Below are 22,156 nucleotides of genomic sequence, written 5' to 3'. Positions count from 1 at the left end.
TCTTTTGTTTTGCATATCAAAAATGTTTCATTACATTTGTGGTGCAGGTTATTAGGTAGTACCACCCTCTGCGGGGCTGGTGTGGTAGTATTTGATAGTGTTTAACTTGTTATTTTTGAACCTTATAATATATAAGTCTATGAAACTAAAACATTTAATGGGAGTACTACTAGTATTACTATTAGGCTCCGGAATCGCAAAAGCTCAGACAGAGTATGGCTTTGAGATTTGTAGAGTAAGAGTCAACTCGGGAAACGTGGACAAACTCGATAAAATCAAGGGCGTCACCGTCGGGGCTGGTGGATATATCTCCTACTCACCCGAGACTAACACGCTAAGCATCAAGGATGTCTCAATGCAAGCTGAAGAGGGAGAGAGCTGTCTATTCGTGTACTCAGCATACAAAAATCTGCCATTCACATTGCACCTTGAGGGAAAAAATCAGTTTAACGCCACTGATATTACAGCTTTTTGGACGGAATGTGATACACGTATTGAGGGAAGCGGTAAACTCTTTATAAGAACAAAACAAAGAAGTGGGATCTTCGTACATCACGGCGCTACTCTCGCGATCGAAGATTGCTCTCTCGAGATCGTCTCCGAGACGGACGGAGAGGGTTATACCGGCATTGGTGGAGACTGGGATACTCAAACCAAATTAGTGATTAAGAATGCCAGTATCTACGCCAAAGCAACTGGAAAAGAAGACGGTCCTTATCCCTATGCTATCGGCGGGTTTGAGAGTATCACCCGAGAGGGATCCGTAATAACTCAGCCGAGCAATGCGGAGATAGGTAGTTACACCTTCTCCTGGGATGGCGCATCTTACACGAAGCAGTTCGTCATGTCTGGGGATAAACCCGCCACAGAAGTGAGAATAGAAAAAAAAGCGATTCCCTATGAATTTAGTATTTGTGGAGTAGAAATAGACTCAGGGAATGCGGACAAACTCGATAAAATCGAGGGCGTCTCCGTCGGGTATAACGGGCATATAACTTATTCGCATAAGGATAAGAAGCTAAGTATCAAGGATGTCACGATACAAACTAGTGGCAATGTTAACTGTATATACGTGGGCAATCATTCCGAAGAGAAGCCATTCATCTTGCACCTTGAGGGGGAAAATCAATTCAACTCTCCTAGCGAAACGACTCTCTATACGGCAACAAATATGAGTATTGTAGGAAGCGGAAAACTTACTACCAAAACAATAGAATCGGGAATATTTGTAGATCTTGGCACCTCTCTGACGATAGAGGATTGCTCTATCGTTACCATGCCGGAATCAGATGGGAGTGCTTATGCCGGGATTAACGCAGGCTGGGGGTATCAGTCCCGCTTAGTGATTAAGAATGCGAGTATCTATGCCAAAACTTCCGGTTCTTATAAAGATCCTGGTCCCTATGCTATCGGTGGGTTTGAGTCGATTAAATTGGAGGGTGTCACGATAACTCAGCCGCAAAACGCTGTGGTAGGCAATTACAGCTTCCAATGGGATGGCACACCTTACACGATGCAGTTCGTCATGTCCGGGGATAAACCCGCCACAGAAGTGAAGATAATGAAGACGCTTGCTGTAGAAGAGGTAGATGTTGCCGACCTACGTGTTTATCCCAACCCTGCCACCCATTACGTACAGGTAGAGGGGGCAAAAGCAGGGGCATCCATCGCCCTATACAGCTTAGAGGGGATACGCTTGCTCGCTGCCGAGGCTAACGAAGCGGGTGCAGTAGAGCTTGACCTCTCCACACTGCCCGCAGGCAACTATGTAGTAAAGGCGGGAGGGAAGCATTTGAAGCTATCTGTAAAACACTAAACCCCGTACTACTCCGTCCGATGCTCTGAGAGGAGCAAGAGAATATATTGAGGGGATGTGCCGTGGCATAAAGACCAGCGCATCCCCTCTGCCTATTCATTGGCGGGCAAGAGCGCAACTCTTCGGCAGCAATCTCTGCTCGACAAATACCTAACTACCGGCACAGCGAAAGCGCGAGGCAAACCCTCCGAAAGCATCGAATGAACCGATAATCTACTTACTCTTTTGCATTACTTCCCAGGGCAAGCGCATCAAAAATTTCGGGACAATACAAGTTGTTAATTTTCAGAAGATTGCATTTTGGAGATTATACTCAAAACCATGGTTGATAATCAGACTCTTACAGTTTGATGCGGGAACCCTTACAGAAAATGGATTCGCTTGTGCGAAAATAAATAGTACCTTTGCTTCGTATTGGGAGCTACGCCATGGACACAACGGTGAAAAATACTACGCAGCCCTCGTATACAAATGAAGAGTAGGAAGAAGAGATTAATGCTCTAAGGATTGATATTTTCATCCCACGTCCCTTGTATTCTCCGCCTAGAGAGAGGAAGGGGTAATGGGAAAAAGACAAAATAGAAATAGACAAATCACTTAAAAATTACAGATGCTATGAACAAAATGAAAACATGGATGTCTCTATTGACTACCGCAGCTACGCTCGCTTTGATGAGTGTAGTTTGCTCCGGGTGTGACCCTAAGAACGGAGGTGGTAACGATCCGGATCCTAATGGCGCGACAGGAATTACCCTCAGTGCAACTGAGATGACCCTCATGGTCAATGAAACCAAACAACTCACGGCTGTACTCAATGCCGAGGCCAAGGTCAAGTTTGTTACTTGGTCTTCGGACAACGAGAGAGTTGCTACCGTTATGCCCGATGGTACCGTAGCCGGGATCGCAGAGGGAAATGCAAAGATCACAGCTTCTGCCGGATCTGCTCGTGCCGTATGTAAGGTGCAAGTAAAAGGAACGAAGACACTTGAGCCTATTGAGGTTACAATGACCGGGGAAATAAGCCACGAAAAGCACACTCCCGGGCAAAGTGGCTCAGTAAGCTTCAATCGTTTCCCTGCCTCCGTTGCAGAGTTCATGCAGGTGCGTGAGAAAATAGGGAAGGAGCCTCAGGGGGCTGTAGCTTTGGAAATTATGGCGATGGAGATGTACCGTCGCAATCGCAGTGTTGGTACTGAGTGCCTTAAGTGGTGCAATACGTTTACCAATACGGGTGCCTGCCTAGATCGACTTAAAGAGATTTTTGGGACGGATATAAATTATGCTCGTCCCTATCAGATGGCTGCATTCTTAGAGGGAGCTACCCCCCAGAATGGTTATAAGCCGAACGAACCCTACACGGTAACAATTGATGTCCGTGAGAACAGACCCTACCAAGATTCGGGAATTTTCCAGACAAAGGTTCTTGCTTTTTGGATCCATTGCGGAGGTGGAAAGCCTGGATCAAAGAAAGGCATTGAAGTACTCAAAACATTGAAAAAAGATGAAGTGAGCAAGGATCCATATTTTATTGTTTTCACTTGTCCCGATCTCTACTTCCAGGTGGAACCTATTAGTTTTTCCGCTACTTTTGAAGGCCTGAAGTAAGAATTTGTCACTCGAGGGGGCGGCTGAGAAAGTCTCTCCGGAGAGGGCGATTTTACTAGACGGGAAACCGAGAAGAGCGCTTCTTTTGCTCCTATCGGTTTCCTTTTTTTTGTGTCTTTCTGTACTTTTGTGTCCCAAGATGAGATACAAACAATACACTTTTAGCTTGAGCCACGAGGCCCATGCTGCCGAGTGGGATGCCACGATTTATCTTCCAATTCTGAGCCAAAGTTTGGCAGATATTGGCTTCGAAACGTTTGAGGAGTATCCCGAGGAGGGGCGTCTCGTGGGCTATGTGTGTGAACGCTTTTTCTCCGCTCTCCCTAGCGAAGGCGTGTGGCATTTGGAGTATCTCCCCTTGTCTTTTACCTACACCTCTTCGGATTGTGCCAGTGAGAACTGGAATAGCCGTTGGGAAGCGGAGAGCTTTACACCACTGGCTTTGGGCGAAGATCTGTATGTGCGAGCACCCTATCACGCCCCCTCGCCTTGTGCTGCACGGGAGTTGCTGCTAGAGCCGCGCTGTGCTTTTGGTAGCGGGGCACACCATACGACGCAGATGATGCTTTCTCTTCTTCTAGAGGAAAAATCAGCTCTTGCTCACGCATGTGTGCTGGATGTAGGCTGCGGTACCGGTGTCTTGGGGATTGCCGCAGCCCTCTTGGGAGCCGAGCGCGTTAGCTTTGTTGATATAGACGCTACGGCAGTAGAGAACGCCCGGCATAATGCGGAGTTGAATGGACTTACGACTCCCTGCTCCTTTTACGAAGGAATACTAGAAGAATTGGCATTGAGCGAAGGTGCTTTTGATTGCCTTCTTGCCAACATCCATCGCAATATCATCCTGCACGACTTGCCCCGATATAAAACACTACTATCCCCCGGAGGGCTTTTGCTCGTGAGCGGATTTTACGTGGGAGAAGACGAAGAAATCATCACCTCTACCCTAGAGCGGATGGGCTTTGCCCTTAGGGCGAGAAAAGAAAGTGGCGAATGGGTGGCTCTTTCTTTCACCTCCTTGTCTAACTAATGGAAATGAAAAAGCCCCACAGCAACAGAACATTGCTATGGGGCCCTGCGATTGGATTCAGGTAAAGAATCGCTCCCTGAAGTTTATGCTTCGGGGATATTTTTTAGTACCTCTACAAGGTGACGCCAGAAAAGGTCTACCGTGGCGATCTCCATCTTTTCTACGGGAGAGTGAACGTCGCGTAGCGTAGGACCAAACGAAACCATGTCTAGGTAGGGGTATTTGCTGAGGAAGAGTCCGCACTCAAGCCCTGCATGGATGGCCTTAACGGCAGGTTCTTTGCCAAAGAGTCTCTTGTAGGCATCCACCGTAACCTTGAGGATGGGGGAATCCGTATTGGGGCTCCAGCCGGGATAGCCGTCGCGTACTTCCACTTCGGCTCCGCTCAATTCGAATACAGCCTTCACCATATTACCAACATCCGTCTTGAGGGATTCGCTAGAGGAGCGTTGGCTCGTTTCTACGCGAATTACACCCTCCTCTTTCATCTTGATAGAGGCGAGGTTGGTAGAGGTTTCCACAAGGCCTTCGATGCTGTGGCTCATGCCCATCACGCCGTGGGGGCAGCTGTAGAGACCTAAGATAAGGCGACGAGTTGTATCGGCATCCACAACGTGGGCGGGAGCATCGGCTGTATTTACCGTAATCTTAACGCTAGGATCTACGGCTTTTAGCTCCTGGCGAACATCGCCATCAAGCTCATTGATAATCACGCTGAGGGCTTCTTTTTGATTCATGGGCACCCCGATTACGGCAGTTGCCTCGCGAGCGATGGCGTTGTGTAGGTTACCGCCGTCGATATGTGCAAGCACCATGGGCATCTTTTCGCGTACTGCGTAGAGTGCGCGTGTGATGATCTTGGTGGCAGCGCCAAGCCCTACATGGATGTCACCGCCTGAGTGTCCTCCCTTGAGACCACTCACCTTGATGGTAGCATAGTAGTACTCTTGGGGAGCCTTTTCTTGGGTGTATTTGTAGTAAGCCATTGTGCCCATACCTCCGGCGCAGCCGATAAACATTTCGCCTTCGTCTTCGCTATCGAGGTTTAGAAGGATGGTACCTTTTACGAATCCGGGGGCTAGGTTCATAGCGCCGGTTAGGCCGGTTTCTTCGTCAACGGTGAAGAGACATTCGATAGGGCCATGCTCTAGCGTATCGTCTGTTAGTACCGCCATTTCTGCAGCAACGCCTATTCCGTTGTCCGCACCCAGTGTTGTACCATCGGCACGTACCCAGTCTCCGTCAATAATTGTGCGGATGGGGTCGTTGTCGAAGTCGTGGATTGTATCGTTGTTTTTCTCACAAACCATATCCACGTGGCTCTGAAGAATTACCGTCTTGCGGTTTTCATAGCCTTTGGAGGCAGGTTTGCGAATAACGATATTACCAGCGGCATCTTGGTCGTATTCTAATTTGTGCTCTTCGGCAAATTTCTTAAGAAAAGCAAGGATCTTCTCTTCTTTTTTGCTCGGACGAGGCACTTGAGTGATTTGGTGGAAGTAGCCCCATATTGCAGAGGGCTTGAGTTCAGTGATGTTCATAGCGTTTCTCTATGTTCTATTTATACTTATCTTTGTGCTACAAATATAGAACAAAATGCCGATAATACTGATAATTGCCCTCATAATCGTGCTCTTGGCAGTGATTCTTTTGGGGGTTCGTGTCTTTTTTGTTCGTGGGGGCAAGTTCCCTAGTACGCACATAGAAGCAAATAAAGCGCTCAGGGAGAAGGGAATCCATTGTGCCAATAGTCAAATGGAGGCTGAGGCGCGCAGGAAGAATCTTTTCGACCGTATCGATACTGCTAATAAATAGGAAAAAGATAGAATAGACAATCCTCATGCAATCATTCAAACAAGCCCTAGTGGCCTCTTTTGTAGCTCTTGCAATACTCGCATTGGGTACTGCGTGTCAAAGTACCAATAGTACTACCAACGTGTCCGATTCTTTGGCTTCTCCATCATCAAATGGACTCAAAATTGCCTATGTAGAGCTAGACTCTGTGCTCAATAACTACGAGCAGTACACCGAGATGAAGGCTACTCTTGAGAAGAAGAGCAACGATAGTCGTGCTTCGCTCTCGGCTAAGATGAATAATCTACAGCGTGCCGGAGCTAACTTCCAGCAGAAGTTGCAGAGCAATCAATTCGCCACCCGCGAAGCTGCCGAAGCAGAGCAAGCTCGCCTGATGAAGATGCAACAGGAGTTGGAATCCCTCAACGCGAGCCTCACCGAGCAACTCATGAAGGAGCAGGAAGCTGCCGAAGAAAAACTCTATAAGACCATCAAAGAGGAAATCGCCAAGATGAATAAAGACTGGGGTTTCGACTTGATCCTTTCTAACGTAAAGGCCGATAATATCCTCTACGCAGCCGATGGACTTGATATTACTGCACGTGTGATCGAGGAGCTTAATAAGGCCTACAAAAAGGAGACTCCCGAGGCAACTCCCCAAAAAGAAGAGGCAAAGAAGTAGGAGTTTCTTTCGTGCTCCCGAGCTCTTTTGCATTGAGCTCCCTTTCCCTCCCCCTCACCGAAATATCCTCTTAACTCGCATTACTAAGTATGGAACGTACCTATTACATCTTACGCAACAACCAGCAAGAGGGCCCTTTTACGCGTCAAGAGATTTTGCAAATGGCTCTGCCCGATCAGACTTTGCTATGGAGTGAGGGGTGGACACGCTGGCTCCCTCTTGCCGAAGTTGATGACTTTTCACCCACACAAGAGGGTGGTGAACTCCCGCCGGCTCTCCCGGGGGAGGAGCGAAAAGGACTTGCTCGGGGGTATCATTTGGCGAATCTCCGCGAGCAAATCGGGGAATTCACCCTCGAGGAGTTACGTCGAGATCCCTCCCCTCTGCAGCAAGCAAAGTGGGTTTGGTACCAAGGGCTTACCGAGTGGATAGCATTGGATAAGGAGCCCGAGATAGCCGCATTACTCGCTGCACAAACCCAAGAGAGTGCACCTACTCCCCCTCCTGCTAAGCCTGCGGTAGCTACTCCTCCGCCTTACCATGGGGCTTCGGCGTCGTCCGAGGTGCCCCCCTCATTCACTGGTGCTGCAAGGGAGAGGGAAAATGTGCAGGGTAGAGTCTATACTCCCGAGCCTTCGCTCTGGAGCTATTTTGTTGGCTGTATCACCAAACGGTTTGCGCAATTCTCGGGACGAGCCAGACGGCGTGAGTTCTGGGGATTCGTGCTCTTTTCGTTCATTTTCCGTTACCTGGTTCAGTTCTTATCGAACTTCATTTTCTTCCCTTTCATCATGTCCGATGTTTTTAGGGAGAGGGTGTTCGATGCCTATACGAGTGGGGGTATCATAGATATGTATGGCGAGATCTTTAGGAATCCCGGCTTTATCACCTCCTATGGACTTCTTACGTTGGTGTCCCTATTCTTCCTGATCCCATCGCTTGCTGTCTCTGTGCGCCGTTTGCACGATATTGGCAAGTCGGGTTGGTTCCTCTTGATTACGCTTATCCCTGTGGTGGGTTCGATTATCTTTATCGTCTATGCTGCCCAGGAGGGAGTGCGTCGTCCCAATAAATATGGGGAGGACCCCAGGGCTCCTCAGACCCCTAATTAAGATGCAGTTTATAGGGGTATAGATGGATTCTTAATGCCCTATGCTCCTACAACAACTACCTTTGCTCCCAGAAAATAAGAACTGAAAGAAAATAATAGAAAGAGAAAAGAATTATGAAGAAGTACATCTGTGAACTTTGCGGGTACATCTACGATCCCGAAGTGGGAGACCCTGATAGCGGCATCGCCCCCGGCACTCCTTTTGAATCCATCCCAGACGATTGGGCTTGCCCTCTCTGTGGTGCCGAAAAGTCGGACTTTGTTCCCTATAACGGCTAAACCCGACCCATCCTCCTCACGAGAGTGGGGATATTCATAAGCAATAAGGCGCCCCTGTCTTTAGAGAGTTGGTTTATAAGCCCCCTCTCTTAGGCAGGGAGCTTTTTTTTGTTCTCCTCCCTTGCGCATGGAGAGGAGAGCACCTGTCGGATATTTGTACATTTGTATCCGGAATATAAACAACCGAAAATAGAAAGATATGCTACCTATCCATCAAACTTGTCAGCTGGAGGTAACTCTCCAAGATCACCACTCCGCCATCCATGTTGGCTCGGGGGATTTACCCGTTTTTGGCACGCCTGCCATGATTGCTCTTATGGAGAAAGCCTCGGTACAACTCGTAGCTCCCCATCTAGAAGAAGGGGCATCTACTGTGGGGATTCACCTTGATGTACACCACACTCGTGCCACGGCAATAGGGCAGACGGTGCGTGTGATGGCAACCCTTACCGAAGTGGATGGGCGTAAACTCGTCTTCGACATTCGAGCCGAAGATAGCCAAGGTGAGATTGGGTACGGTACGCTGGAGCGTTTCATTGTCTATCGGGATAAGTTCATGGCAAAACTAGCTTAATGCAGTCCTTTCCAAGCCTACCGGCATAACGCTCCCTCGCTTATGCCGAGAAATTAAGGTGCCTATCCGAAAAAAGGTAGGCACCTCTTTTTTGTTTTAGGCTGGTTTTGTGGGCTTTTTTGCCTGATTTTGGCTGAAAAATTACCCTGTAAATTTTCTTTTTCTCCCCAGAAAAGGAAGTCGTTATTAGGTGCTACTTCTATACCTAGGAATGGTTGTTTTGCCCTCAAATTGCCCGTTATTGTCATTTGCTTATTGCAATATGGAAAGTATTCCTTATCTTTGTTACCGAAAAATTGGTATCAATAGAATGGAAAGTCTTTTTAGGACACACGATCATTTGTTGCGTGCGCGTGAGAATACGGTACGGCGCACGCTGATGGATGAAATCGACCCCAAAGAACGCTTGGTAGGGATTGTGGGCGCTCGGGGAGTGGGTAAGACCACTTTCTTACTAGATTGGGCTAATGAAAAGTATGGGCCTCTTAATCGTAAGGCGCTCTATGTCAATCTAAACCAATTCCTCTTTACGACAAAAACTCTTGTAGAGTTTGCCGGAGAGTTTGTAGAAGGGGGCGGCGAAACACTTCTGCTCGACCAGATTTTTAAGTATCCCTCTTGGCGAGAAGAACTGCTAGAGTGCTACGAAAAGTTTCCCTCTCTCAAGATTATCTACTCGGGCTCTCCTCTGATTGTGGGCACGGGGGCAAACGGCTGGGAGCCGGTGGGCAAAACATACGAATTGCGCGGTTTCTCTTTGCGAGAGTTTATCTATTCTCAGACGGGAGTAGAGCTACCTGTCGTACAATGGGACGACATCCTTCATCGTCATATTGACATCACTCGGGAGATTCAGGAGAAGCTCAATCCGTTACATTGGCTCAACGAGTACTTTCAGTACGGCTACTATCCCTACTTCATGGAGCAACACAGCTCCTCCGAAGATGTTCTTAAAAACATCAACATGACACTAGAGGTCGATGTTATGTACATTCGTAATATCGATCAGCGTCTTCTCCCCAAGCTCCGTAAGCTTATCTATCTTATGGCCATGGAGGGCCCCTCTTTGCTCAATGTATCTCGCCTTGCCAAAGGCATTGATACCTCTAGAGCCACGGTGGCCAATTACGTGAATTTCTTACGCGATGCCCACCTCGTCAATTTGGTACACAAGAATGGTTCGGCAGAGGTGAAGGCGCCAACTGTTTTCTATTTGCAGAATACCAATCTTCTCTATGCCCTATTGCCTCATACCCCTATGGGTGCGCATGTGGGTAACGATGTGTGCCGTACGTTCTTCCTCAACCAGATAAACCAAGGTAGAAATGTGGAAGCATCAATACGGGCTAATGTCAATTTCATTATAGATGGTACGCAGGAGTTCCGTGTAGATCGTGAGATAATAGCCCGCTATCATCCCAAGCGTTTCTATGCCGTGCATGGCATTAATGTAGGGAGTCGCAACGTGATTCCCTTGTGGCTTTTTGGCTTCCTCTACTAAGTCTTTTTAGAAGACTTCCCTCAAACAAAAAACAAAACGAAAGAGAGAAAATTCTATTATCAAAGTAATACAAGCTATGGCAAAACAAAAGAAAATGATGACGTGCGACGGTAACCAAGCCGCAGCACACATCGCCTATATGTTTAGCGAAGTAGCCGCTATTTACCCCATTACTCCATCATCTACGATGGCTGAGTTTGTGGACGAATGGGCTGCTCAGAAGCGCAAAAACATATTCGGAGAAATTGTAAATGTAGAAGAAATGCAGAGCGAAGGTGGTGCCGTTGCAGCTATGCACGGGGCACTACAGGCAGGTGCTTTGGCTACTACCTTTACGGCATCTCAGGGGCTTTTGCTTATGCTCCCCAACATGTACAAGATTGCCGGGGAGTTGCTCCCGGGCGTTTTCCACGTTTCGGCTCGTGCTATCGCAGCGCAAGCTCTTTCTATCTTTGGGGACCAACAAGACGTGATGAGTGCACGTATGACGGGTTTTGCCCAACTCTGTACAGGTTCTGTTCAGGAGGTGATGGACCTTGCAGCTGTAGCTCATCTTACGGCAATCAAGAGCCGAGTTCCCTTTATCCACTTCTTCGACGGCTTCCGTACTTCGCACGAAATTCAGAAGATCGAAAGCCTCGACAACGAAGATATTGCACCACTTGTAGATCGTGATGCTCTGCTCGCCTTCCGCAATCGTGCTCTTACTCCCAATAAACCTGTAACTCGTGGTACGGCTCAGAATGGGGATATTTATTTCCAAAATAGAGAGGCTGCCAATCCTTTCTACCTCGCTGTGCCCGATATGGTACAAGAGTATATGGATAAGATGGCAGAGGTTACGGGTCGTAGCTACCACCTCTTCGATTACTATGGAGCCCCCGATGCAGACCGCGTAATTATCGCCATGGGTTCGGCAACAGAAGCGATCCGCGAAACCATCGATTACCTCCAAGCTAAGGGCGAAAAGGTAGGTCTCCTTGCCGTTCACCTCTACCGTCCGTTTAGCATTAAGCACTTCTTGAAGGCGTTGCCCACCTCGATAAAACGTATTGCTGTGCTCGATCGTACTAAAGAACCCGGTGCATTGGGCGATCCCCTCTACATGGATGTATGCAATGTATTCTATGGAAAGGAAAACGCGCCTCTCATCGTAGGCGGTCGTTACGGGCTATCTTCTAAGGATACAACTCCTGCTCAGATTGCTTCGGTTTTCGAGAATTTGAGCCTCCCCACTCCCAAGAATCACTTCACCATCGGGATTGTGGATGACGTTACCTTCTCATCACTTCCCCAACACGAAGACCTCATCTTTGCGGATGGAACATTCGAAGCAAAGTTCTTCGGTCTTGGTGCCGATGGTACCGTAGGTGCCAATAAAAACTCGGTGAAGATCATCGGGGATAATACCAATAAATACTGCCAGGCTTACTTCGCTTACGACTCGAAAAAGTCGGGCGGTTTCACAGCTTCGCACCTCCGCTTCGGCGATAAGCCCATTCGTTCTACCTATTTGGTGGTAACTCCGGACTTTGTAGCTTGCCACGTGCCGGCTTACCTCCATATGTACGATGTGCTCAAGGGGCTCAAGAAGAACGGAACATTCCTTCTCAACTCCATTTGGGCTCCCGAAGATATTGAGCCACATCTCCCCAACAAGGTAAAGCGTTATCTCGCGAAAAACAATATCCGCTTCTATACGATCAACGCTACGGCTATTGCTCAGGAGATTGGTTTGGGCAACCGCACCAATACGATTTTGCAATCGGCATTCTTTAAGATTGCCAACGTAATCCCCTACGATCTCGCAGTAGAGCAGATGAAGAAATTCATTGTGAAGAGCTACGCTAAGAAGGGCGACGACGTGGTAAACAAGAACTACGCAGCCGTAGACCGTGGTAGTGAGATCGTTGAAATCCCTGTGAAGGCTGAGTGGGCAAATCTTGAAGATGACGCTCCCGTTCGCCATACAGACGATACGGACTTTATCCACGATGTAGTGCGCAAGGTGAATGCACAAGCCGGAGACGACCTACCCGTAAGTGCCTTTATCGGTCGCGAAGATGGTACATGGGATAATGGTACGGCAGCCAGCGAAAAGCGTGGTGTGGCTACATTCGTTCCCGTCTGGAAGATGGAAAACTGTATCCAATGTAACCAGTGTGCCTTTGTGTGTCCTCACGCAACGATCCGTCCTTTCCTCCTCGATGCTGCCGAAAAGAACACAACCGGCGTTGCAACGCTCGAGGCAATGGGTAAGGGGCTCAAGGAAGCCGGCTTAGGATTCCGCATACAAGTGGATGTGCTCGACTGCTTGGGCTGTGGCAATTGTGTCAACGTTTGTCCGGGCAATAAGAATGGTAAGGCTCTAGAGATGGTGCCTCTTACCACCCAATACGACGAGCAGGACAACTGGGATAAGATGGTTAAGCAGGTGACCAATAAGTCTAAATTGGTAGATGTATTGGCCAATGTGAAGAATAGCCAGTTCGCACAACCTCTCTTTGAGTTCTCCGGAGCTTGTTCGGGTTGTGGTGAAACTCCCTATGTTAAGCTCATCTCACAACTCTTCGGTACGCGTCAGATGGTAGCCAATGCTACGGGTTGCTCGTCTATCTATTCGGCTTCGGCTCCTTCTACTCCTTATACTACGGATGCTTGTGGTCACGGTCCTGCATGGGCTAACTCTCTCTTCGAAGACAATGCCGAGTTTGGCTTGGGTATGCGCATTGCTGCCAATACGATGAGAGAGCGTTTGTCGCACGTGGTAGAAAAGGCGTTGGCAGACGGAGCGGTTGCAGGTGAACTAAAGGCTCTTCTCGAAGAGTGGACTGCTAACTTCGAAAACTCTGCAGAAACACGTCGTCTCAGCGATGCTATCCTACCTTTGCTAGAGGCTGATAAGACGCCCGCTTTGGCCGAAATGCGTGAACTTAAGGACTACTTCCTCAAGCATTCACAATGGATCATCGGTGGGGACGGTTGGGCATACGACATCGGCTTCGGTGGCCTCGACCATGTACTCGCTTCGGGCAAGAACGTGAATGTACTCGTACTCGATACTGAGGTATATTCTAATACAGGTGGACAAAGCTCTAAGAGTACACCATTGGGTGCTATTGCCAAGTTTGCTGCCGGTGGTAAGCGTGTTCGTAAAAAAGACCTTGGGCTTATTGCCACTACATACGGCTATGTATATGTAGCTCAGATCGCCATGGGTGCTAACCAAGCTCAGACGCTTAAGGTAATCCGTGAGGCTGAGGCTTACGATGGACCTTCGCTCGTTATTGCTTACGCTCCCTGTATCTCTCACGGACTCAAGGGCGGTATGGGTAATGCTCAGAGCGAGGAAAAACGCGCTGTAGAGTGCGGTTACTGGCACCTCTGGCACTACGATCCTACGTTGGCCGAAGAGGGCAAGAACCCCTTCTCATTCGATAGCAAGGAACCGGATTGGAGCAAGTTTAAGGACTTCCTCAAGAGCGAAGTACGTTACTCTTCTCTCTATAAGCAGTTCCCCGACGAAGCAGAAGAGCTTGCTGAGGCATCTCTCGAAGCTGCCAAGTATCGCTACAATAGTTATCAACGTCTCGTTAAGACAGATTGGAGTGTAGAGGAGTAACCCTCCTCTCACTACCTTTTGCTTCTCGTCTCTTTGCCCTTAATGCGGAAAAGCACGGGGCAAGAGACGACCCGTAAAATAGTAAGAGAGGCTGTGCTACAGCACCCGGTTTTGGGGGAGCATGGCGCAGCCTCTCTCGTTTTCCTTTAGGATGAGTGGATTCCTTTCTAAGGAAAACATTCTGAGCGAACTACCCAAAGATACAGAGCAAATCCGAGTTTACTCAGAGTATCTTTTGGTAGCCTCTCAGGTTCTTTTATAAGGGCTTCTATTTCCTCGCTTAGGGAAACCCATGTGTTTTTGCAGTGGTATTTCGGTTTTTATTGAATGAGTAGCTTGTGCGTTCTTCCTCCAATGGATACGATGTAAACGCCTGTTGCCAAAGACTCAATGTGGAGTCGACTAGCTCCGTTGGCATCCGTTCTCCCATGAGCCATTAGCTCTCCTTCTGTAGAGTAGAGGCGTGCATAAGTATTGGGAGTGGCGTTGTTGATACATAGTACTTTGCTAGATGGGGTTACGTAAAGCTCAGGTGCTTTCTGACCCATAGCCTCTAGCGAAGTCGGCTCTCCCGGGTAGGGAACCCAGTCTTCCCCATCATGTTGGTTGACCTCCCAGTTTTTCTTTTTAGCAATGGCTACATCTTCTGTGGTGCATTGGTTCTGTTCGTTCTTGTCCCGGCCTGCATAGGCCCCAAAAAGTCCGGGGGTTGTTGCTCTTGTTCTATCGGGTAATGCTTCCATTAAACGTGTCATCGCATCGTCTCTTAGGTGGTTTACGGTAGCCGAGAGCGAGGTGAGGTACTCGACTTTCCCCAGTTTGAGTTCTGAGATTTGGTTGAGAGAGCAAATGATGTTTTCCAAATTGGAGCAGTCCGTTAGGTCTAAGGTCTGAAGTTGATTCTCGTAGCAAGTTAAAAATGTCAGGAGAGGGCAATTCTTCAGAGAGAGCGTTTTTATAAGGTTTACGGAGCAATCCAATGTGTTTAGCTGGGTCTGATTGGATAGGTCTAGTGCCGTGAGGGCGTTCTCTACACAGTAAAGTTCTCGGAGATTATTGGTGTTCTTGAGGACAATTTCTGTCAGATCGTTTTGTCTGCAATCGAGCTTAACCAAATCAGAACAGTCCTCAAGAGTGATGGATGTTGCCTTTACAGCAATAAAATTGAGCTCTTGCACCTTTCCCTTTATGGTGATCGTGGGATCGGTTAATGTATAGGTAGCCCAGCCTTCTCCGTAGGGATTGGGGTTGGCTTCGGTGCCGGAAACGGTAAAGTCACCAAGCGCAATGACCCTGAGATTCATCTTTTCTCCCTTGGCCTTGTTCGTCTTAATGGTGATCGTCCCCTGTGCAAAACTCCGCATCGAGAGCCCGGAGAATCCTAAAAATAGTGCAGTAAAAAGGAGTGAAAATATCCCTCTCTGCATCCCAAAAGTAAAACTAGTCTTCATAAGCATATATTACTAAGTCAATCCTATATTCCTTTCAATAGTCGCTTTGTATAAGCTCTAAAGTTTCCAAATTAATATTCTGGCGCAAAGATATGAAACTTTTTGATTATGCAATACCTTAAAGGGAGAAATAATATTTTGTCTAAAGTGTTTCTTTTCACTCTAAGGGGCAATCTCCCCTGTACCCCTCGTCTTTTTTGTTGTTTCCCCTTCCTATAAGTGGCGGCGAATCAGCACCTAAACTCCTCTCTTATGATGCTTTAGAGGAGATTTTAGCGTACCTTTGCAGGCGATGACATTTGACGAACTCAAACTTAGTGCACCCCTGCTGGACGCAGTTAGTGCCTTGGGATTCACAGAGGCGATGCCTGTTCAGGCTGCCGTAATCCCCTATCTATTAGAAGATAACATAGACCTTATAGCGTTGGCGCAGACGGGTACGGGCAAAACAGCCGCTTACGGCTTACCCCTTCTGGAGAAGCTCCGTCCCCAACGCGATTTCCCCCAAGCATTAGTCCTTTCTCCCACACGAGAGCTTTGTTTGCAGATTACAAGCGATTTGGAGTCTTTTGCCAAATTCTTGCCGGAGGTGCGTGTTTTGGCTGTCTACGGAGGTAGCTCCATAGAGACGCAGATACGCTCCCTAAAGCGTGGTGTAGACATAGTAGTAGCCACCCCCGGGCGTTTGCTCGACTTGATGCGCCGCCGTGCCATCTCTCTCGAAGGGATCCATACGGTAGTACTCGATGAGGCAGATGAGATGCTCAATATGGGCTTTAGCGAAGATCTTAAAGCCATCCTTTCGGAGATTCCCGAAGAGCGTAATTTGCTCCTTTTCTCGGCCACGATGTCCCGAGAGATCGCGACTATTGCACACAGCTATCTGCACGATCCCAAAGAGATAACCATTGGGCGTAAAAACGAAGCCAACAGCAATATCCGCCATATCTACTACCTCGTACCGGCTCGGCAACGCTATCTTGCCCTCAAGCGGATTGTCGATTTCTATCCCTCTATTTACGGGATTGTATTCTGCCGTACGCGTATGGAAACCAAGGAAATAGCCGAGCACCTGATTGCCGATGGCTATAATGCCGATGCGCTTCACGGAGATTTGAGCCAGGAGCAGCGCGATCGTGTGATGCAACGCTTCCGTAGTGGGCACTTGCAACTGCTTGTAGCTACCGATGTGGCAGCCCGAGGCTTGGATGTGGATAACCTAACACACGTGATTCACTACGGTCTCCCCGATGATGTGGAGAACTATACGCACCGCTCGGGGCGTACGGCTCGTGCCGGCAAAACCGGGCTTTCAATTGCGCTTTGTCACCTTAGAGAGAAGAGCCGTATTCGCAGCATCGAGAAGCTGATTGGTGCCAAAATGGAGGTCGGCGCATTGCCCTCGGGGCGCGAGATTTGTAGCAAGCATCTCTTCCACCTTGCCGATAGGTTGGAGCATGTAGACTCTAGCGCTCATGCCGAAGAGATTGCTGCCATCTTGCCGGAAGTAAGTCAAAAACTCTCCTGGCTCGACCGCGATGAACTCCTCCGTCGCCTCATGACGCTTGAGTTTGAGCGTTTCTTCGCTTACTATAGCACCGCAGAGGAGATCGAACCCGAGAGCCTGAAGCGCGAAACAAGAGACGAGAAACGCGAGAGACGAAATAGTGCGCCTCGTGTGGTAGAGGAGGGGATGACGCGTCTCTTTATCAACTTTGGTAAGACGGATCGCCTCTTCCCGAATAAACTTATCGAGCTGATCAATCGATGTGTGCCGGGGCGAGTGCGCATTGGCAAGATTGACCTGATGCAAAAGTTTTCTTTCTTCGAAGTCGATAGCCATGATGCCCATCGTCTGATCGAAGAGCTCTCTCAGTACGAAGTGGAGGGGCGGCGCATTATTGTTGATTATGCCGACGCTGCGGATGGCTCCGACTCTAAGAGGGAAACCGCTCGTGGGAGGAAAGACTCGGCCCCTAGGGAGAAGCACTTCCGCAAAGACAAGGCTCCACGCAAGCCCCTGCCCAAACCCAAAGAAAAGAAAAGGAGACGATAGGGAGCCGTTGCCCTAAGTATCCTACTTCTTGGGATATTGCTTCGCCCTTTATAGGGAGTATCTCTAATATAACAAACCCACGATAGCCGTTTGGACTATCGTGGGTTTTCTGTCTTTGGGAAGGTCCCTCTATGGAGCTACGTGGGGTAGTTTTAGGAGACTCTCCCAGGGAGGAGGCCTTTACCAAACTTCGTACTCATCCGAAGAGAAGTGGATGCCGGGAAAGTCGGTCTTGCTGTAAGGTGTAAAGTGGAGTAAGCACCATATGTTCGTCTCTTCGTTCTTGAAGATGAGGTCGCCATCGGTACGAGCATTACGATACTCATACCCCATCGTTTTGAGCCACGACCGAATCTGAGGACTTCGAACAAGAGCTGCATTTTGAGTTTTGAGTACGGCTTCGTTGATCTTCATATCCCACCCCCTCATGTAACCTGTCATAAAGAACATCTCTTTTTTAGTAAAAAACGTCCAAAACCCAGGTACTGAGCGAGGATCCTTCTCGTGCCCTAAACCAGCTTCGTACGCCTCCATGGCGTCAATATCGTCTGTCTTAAGGGCTGCAATCATAGGTAAGAAGTATTGAGAGACATCGAGCAAGAGAGGATCTTTCGTTTCGCCAAAAGTCGCCTCACTGAGGTCTATTTTTTCCAACTTGCCGGCGGAGGCCATGCTGTTAAGTAGGGCAATGTCGCTCTCGTTGATCTCTCCTGTTACTTTGATGGAGGTCAACCCCTTTGCGTCCTCTAGGGAGAGCTCTTTTTGGAGAGAGCCTGTTGTGGTGAGGTTGATCTCCTTGTGGAGCGCATTTTGTGCGGATAAGCTACCCATGCTTAGGATAATGGCACTGAGTAGTGTAGGATATATCTTTTTCATTTGTCTTGAGCATGTTAGGGAATGAATACTTTGGATACCTCTCCTTGGATTGCGAGTACGTAGCATCCGCTCTGAGGGAGTGTGAGGCGAATTGTACTATTGCCGGGAAGCATAGTACGGGCGATGGAGTGCCCTTGGAGATCGTAGAGTGCCACCTCTTGGCTCTCGGCCGTTAGAGAAGAGAGTATAAGGGTTTCTTCTTCGAAAGCAAGTCTGTAGGCTCTATCGGCTGTAATCGTGTTATTTGCTACGGGGCCATTACCTACTACGACCTTTGTCTTTTCAAATTTTCCCATCTTTTCGAATTCGCTCTTGATAGCTTCGGTGGGCACATAGATCACGAGACCCTCTCTATCTTCAAAAGCTTTTTCGGAGAGTTTGTCCACCTGAGCGGCAATCACAACGGTTTGGAGATTGGAACAATTGCTGAAAGCTTTGTGACGTATCTCTTTCGTGTTTTTGGGGAGCTTGATCTCGATTAGGTTCTTAGATTCGGCAAATGCATTTTCGTAGATGCCCTCAAACTTTGTATCGAACTTCGATGGATCTAAAGGTTCTTCCACATGAATGCGCTTCATGGTGATGAATCCACTACGGAGTCCTTGGCTCTTCGTGTTGATTTCGGGGAATGAAGGATTTGTCATAAGCACGAAGATTTCGACCTTTTCGCTGCCTTGGGGGAAAAGGGTGTCGTTGAAAGTAAATACCCCATTTTGTTCTGTATAGGCGGTTTGGGGCACCTCTACTTTCTCTGTCATTGTCTTCTGAATGTACCACTTGTAGGAGGTCTGCTCGGGTTGGTCGGTAACGCCTTGTACCCTATACTCGGCAGAGAGATCGATGGTATAGTCCTTGATCAATTCGCTAGGTATATCGTACCAATATTGGCTGTATACATAGGAGGTCATGTTTTTGCGAGGAGGTAGCATCGAGAAGGGCAAGGTGTTGTTGGCGATATCCAGCTCGGTCAGTTCGGTTAGCTCTTTAAGCCCGACCACCTTTTCCAGTCCATTGAGATTTAGATTGATCTTTTTGAGTTTAGGACAGGGTGTAAGGTCGATTTCTTTGAGTTTGTTGCTCGGAGCACTGAGCACTTCGAGGGCACTCATCCCTTTCAGATCTAGTTCCTTTATATCGTTGGTCGATAGCTTAAGTTCTTGGATTTTTGCCCCCTCTTCGGGTAATGTAATGGTGTTGAGTTTACATCCTGCGAGGTCGATATGAGTGAGCTCATTGTTCTTGCTCAAGTCAATGGAGAGGAGGTCGTTGCCATTGGGGACAGCGAGTTTTTGCAACGTGGGGCAATGACTTACGTCGAGGTAGGTTAGCCCAAGCACGTTGAAGAGAGTGGTGCTAAGGGTGGTAATGCTTTCGCCGTAGATCTTTACTTCGTGCTGAGGAGTACTCGTTTCAAAAGTGTGTTTGAGATTTTTTTGTATCCCGGGGGTTACGGTTGCTCTTTCTATGTGTGAGCCATCGCCCCAATCAATAGATAGCGTTTCGCTTTGAGCCCCGATTACATTAAAGCTGACGCTCTTATTCGCTGTAAAGAAAGAGATGGCTTCTTGGGTGAGGTCGGGGGTGTCTGTCCCTGTTCCCTCCATATCGGCAATCCAATTTTTACTCTTGAGAAGGCTCGTGTTAGAGGTTTCTGCACCAGGATTGTTCTTGATATAGATCTTCGCCTCATCGGCAACCTCTCGTTGGGGTAGTGCTTTGTAGATGGCATTGAGTTCGTCTGCCGAGAGGTTGTTGTCGTTGATAAAAACTTCTTTGAGGTCGGGGGCGGAGGGGAAGGTGACGTGCTCGAGTTCGCACTTTGGGAGCATGATCACTTTTACTTGAGTGAGTGCGCTGAGGTCAAGCGATTGGATCTTGGTCATGCTTAGATCTAGCTCTGTAAGCAGAGGCACCTTAGAGAGATCCCAAATTGAGAGCTTTGTTTGTGCAGCCTTGAGTGTCGTGAGTTTGGGTGTGGCGGAGAGATCGAGATTTTGGATCTTTTCCGCAAACGAGATGTCAAGGAAGGTCAGCTCGGGATTGTGAGAAAGGTCGAGAGCCTCTAGGAGTACGTTGTCGTAGATGTTGAGTTGACGAAGTTTAGGCATCTTCGTGAGATCCAAAGAGGTGATCTGGCTACCGGTAAGCCAGAGGTAGTCTAGCTCGGGGGTGTTGAAGGTGATATGCTCTATATCATTGCCATCAAGGTCGTTGATGATAAGATCTCGAAGAGCGGAAGGCATGGATAAGAGGTCTACCGTTTTTCCTCCATTGGTGCAGTCTACTTGCTTTCTGCCACTACTATATGTGCCGGGAGCTTTTTTGACGATAGAGCCATTGCCTAGGTTAAAGGTGAGGGGGAGAGTGGTGCGTATTCCCACTTTGAGCCCCTTACTCGTGCCACTCTTTTGGTGGATTGTGACAACTTTTATTCCATTGTCGCCCAAGGCGAGTTCCTTTACTTGGAATTTTTTCCATTCATCGTTGGCACTATATATGGCACTTTTGCCGTTGGGGATGAGAAGTTCTACGCTACTACAATTAACGCCAGCGAAGGCGGTTGCATCAACCGTAGGTGCCGAGGGGTTGTCTATGCGGAGAGAGGTAAGGGCTGTACAGTTTTCAAAGGCTTCAGCACCGACCTCTTTGAGGCCGCTACCCAACCATACCTCTTTGAGGGCGTTACAGTGAGCGAACATCCCTTTGGCGAGTTTCGTGAAGTCGTAGGGGGTATTGATATTCACGAGCTTGGGGCAATTGGCAAAAATGTATTCGCCCAATGTTTCGATATTCGATTTGATGAAAATCATCGAAAGTGAGCTACAGCCATCGAAAGCGTGGTTGCCGAGGTAGGTGACAGTATTGGTAAGGTAAGCGATTTCGAGGCTTTCACATCCTTGGAATGCGTTGTCGCCGACACGAGTTACTCCGCCTGAAAGAGTGAACTTGAGGGCTTTACAACCTCGGAAGGCATTGTCCCCCACTTCGGTAATTTTGCTATTCTGTACGGTGGTTAGCGCAGTACATCCCTCAAAGAGCCCTTTAGCGACTTTGGAAAGTTTGGCATGAAGTTTTGCCTTGGTGAGGGAGGTGCATTCGGCAAAGGCATGTTCGCCTACGGTGGTTACGCTTTCGGGGAGCTGTATGTAGGTAAGTCCACTTGCTCTAAAAGCACCATCGCCAATCTCCACGAGTTGGGAGGGGAGTAGGATGCGTTGGAGAGATTTTATTCCGGCAAATAGGGCTTTAGGAAGGCTATTGGGCTTTTCTACTTGTAATGTTTGACCGGGGTAATAGGTAGAGGTGTATCCATCTCCTCCGGTTTCGATCGTGGCCTCTCGCATATCTAAGCGACTCATTTGCGTGAGGGTACGTAGCACGCTAAGGTCGTTGGTGTTGAGCGAGCCTTTTAGGGTTAGGTCTTGAACCTCATTTTTGTTTGCTGGCAATTTGCTTGCCAACTCTCCGGCTTGAATCTCTAAGGAGAAACTTCCTCCATTCTGTGCGCATAGCAAGCTCGTCGATAGCGAGAAGAGGAATAGAGCGACAAAGAGTAAGTGAATCTTCTTTCTCATAAATCCTAACATCTGTAAATAATAAAACCTTATCTATCTTGTTTTGTGACAGGAAGCCTGCTCAAAACAATGTGCCAAATATACGAGTATTTTCTATACCAAAGGTCAAAATAAATTGATTTTTATTGAGGATTTTATGTTGATTTGTAGCTTTATATCCTAGGGGAGAGTCTTCTAATTCTGT

Annotated in this window: 16 protein-coding genes; 12 read left to right on the top strand and 4 right to left on the bottom strand. The window is 48.2% G+C overall.

Features of this window, described 5'->3' with window-relative positions; all coding sequences use genetic code 11:
• The first annotated feature begins 139 nt into the window (after nucleotides 1-139).
• The 4 genes from ACTTHR_RS03820 (at nucleotide 140) to prmA (ending at nucleotide 4,451) form a co-directional block, all read left to right on the top strand.
• Nucleotides 140-1,816: a T9SS type A sorting domain-containing protein gene (locus ACTTHR_RS03820; protein WP_314940146.1), complete on the top strand. Its 1,677-nt coding sequence runs from the start codon at nucleotides 140-142 to the stop codon at nucleotides 1,814-1,816.
• 57 nt (nucleotides 1,817-1,873) lie between these two features.
• On the top strand, nucleotides 1,874-2,020 hold the full coding sequence (locus ACTTHR_RS03815; protein ID WP_442605250.1) for a hypothetical protein: 147 nt from the start codon (nucleotides 1,874-1,876) through the stop codon (nucleotides 2,018-2,020).
• Between the two features lie 411 nt (nucleotides 2,021-2,431).
• Nucleotides 2,432-3,421 carry an Ig-like domain-containing protein gene (locus ACTTHR_RS03810; protein ID WP_442605249.1) on the top strand — a complete coding sequence of 330 codons (990 nt, stop codon included), beginning with the start codon at nucleotides 2,432-2,434 and terminating at the stop codon, nucleotides 3,419-3,421.
• A 139-nt stretch (nucleotides 3,422-3,560) separates the two neighbouring features.
• Entirely contained in the window at nucleotides 3,561-4,451 is an 891-nt protein-coding gene (prmA, locus tag ACTTHR_RS03805; protein ID WP_442605248.1) for a 50S ribosomal protein L11 methyltransferase, read from the top strand.
• Between the two features lie 83 nt (nucleotides 4,452-4,534).
• Here the strand turns inward: prmA and ACTTHR_RS03800 are convergent, their stop codons facing one another.
• A complete protein-coding gene (locus ACTTHR_RS03800) occupies nucleotides 4,535-5,992 on the bottom strand; it encodes an aminoacyl-histidine dipeptidase (protein WP_442605247.1) in 1,458 nt (485 codons plus the stop codon).
• Between the two features lie 55 nt (nucleotides 5,993-6,047).
• Between ACTTHR_RS03800 and ACTTHR_RS03795 the strand changes: the two genes are divergently transcribed.
• From ACTTHR_RS03795 to nifJ, 7 genes are all read left to right on the top strand, one after another.
• A complete protein-coding gene (locus ACTTHR_RS03795; RefSeq protein WP_276773532.1) occupies nucleotides 6,048-6,266 on the top strand; it encodes a hypothetical protein in 219 nt (72 codons plus the stop codon).
• A 25-nt stretch (nucleotides 6,267-6,291) separates the two neighbouring features.
• Nucleotides 6,292-6,927 carry an OmpH family outer membrane protein gene (locus ACTTHR_RS03790; RefSeq protein ID WP_424777464.1) on the top strand — a complete coding sequence of 212 codons (636 nt, stop codon included), beginning with the start codon at nucleotides 6,292-6,294 and terminating at the stop codon, nucleotides 6,925-6,927.
• Between the two features lie 89 nt (nucleotides 6,928-7,016).
• Nucleotides 7,017-8,039, top strand: a complete 1,023-nt coding sequence (locus ACTTHR_RS03785; RefSeq protein ID WP_442605246.1) for a DUF805 domain-containing protein — start codon at nucleotides 7,017-7,019, stop codon at nucleotides 8,037-8,039.
• Between the two features lie 113 nt (nucleotides 8,040-8,152).
• A complete protein-coding gene (gene rd / locus ACTTHR_RS03780) occupies nucleotides 8,153-8,317 on the top strand; it encodes a rubredoxin (protein ID WP_004333091.1) in 165 nt (54 codons plus the stop codon).
• 199 nt (nucleotides 8,318-8,516) lie between these two features.
• The gene (locus tag ACTTHR_RS03775; protein WP_442605245.1) at nucleotides 8,517-8,891 is read left to right on the top strand and encodes a thioesterase family protein; all 375 of its coding nucleotides are present in this window, start codon (nucleotides 8,517-8,519) and stop codon (nucleotides 8,889-8,891) included.
• A gap of 310 nt (nucleotides 8,892-9,201) precedes the next feature.
• Nucleotides 9,202-10,392, top strand: a complete 1,191-nt coding sequence (locus ACTTHR_RS03770) for an AAA family ATPase (protein WP_442605244.1) — start codon at nucleotides 9,202-9,204, stop codon at nucleotides 10,390-10,392.
• A gap of 76 nt (nucleotides 10,393-10,468) precedes the next feature.
• Complete coding sequence (gene nifJ / locus ACTTHR_RS03765; RefSeq protein WP_442605243.1) at nucleotides 10,469-14,014, top strand: pyruvate:ferredoxin (flavodoxin) oxidoreductase; 3,546 nt, start codon at nucleotides 10,469-10,471, stop codon at nucleotides 14,012-14,014.
• A 320-nt stretch (nucleotides 14,015-14,334) separates the two neighbouring features.
• Here nifJ and ACTTHR_RS03760 read toward each other — a convergent pair whose 3' ends face one another.
• The gene (locus ACTTHR_RS03760) at nucleotides 14,335-15,465 is read right to left on the bottom strand and encodes a hypothetical protein (protein ID WP_442605242.1); all 1,131 of its coding nucleotides are present in this window, start codon (nucleotides 15,463-15,465) and stop codon (nucleotides 14,335-14,337) included.
• A 292-nt stretch (nucleotides 15,466-15,757) separates the two neighbouring features.
• Here ACTTHR_RS03760 and ACTTHR_RS03755 point away from each other — a divergent pair, with 292 nt between their 5' ends.
• Nucleotides 15,758-17,521, top strand: coding sequence for a DEAD/DEAH box helicase (locus ACTTHR_RS03755; RefSeq protein WP_442605241.1), 1,764 nt, complete (start codon nucleotides 15,758-15,760; stop codon nucleotides 17,519-17,521).
• A 180-nt stretch (nucleotides 17,522-17,701) separates the two neighbouring features.
• Here the strand turns inward: ACTTHR_RS03755 and ACTTHR_RS03750 are convergent, their stop codons facing one another.
• On the bottom strand, nucleotides 17,702-18,397 hold the full coding sequence (locus ACTTHR_RS03750) for a hypothetical protein (protein ID WP_442605240.1): 696 nt from the start codon (nucleotides 18,395-18,397) through the stop codon (nucleotides 17,702-17,704).
• A gap of 14 nt (nucleotides 18,398-18,411) precedes the next feature.
• Nucleotides 18,412-21,972 carry a leucine-rich repeat protein gene (locus ACTTHR_RS03745; protein WP_442605239.1) on the bottom strand — a complete coding sequence of 1,187 codons (3,561 nt, stop codon included), beginning with the start codon at nucleotides 21,970-21,972 and terminating at the stop codon, nucleotides 18,412-18,414.
• Nucleotides 21,973-22,156 lie beyond the last annotated feature (184 nt).

The organism is Porphyromonas endodontalis (genome assembly GCF_052173515.1).
Taxonomy (GTDB): domain Bacteria; phylum Bacteroidota; class Bacteroidia; order Bacteroidales; family Porphyromonadaceae; genus Porphyromonas; species Porphyromonas endodontalis_A.
The sequence above is the reverse complement of the archived record's forward strand: the minus strand, read 5'-3'. Positions and strand labels throughout refer to the sequence as shown.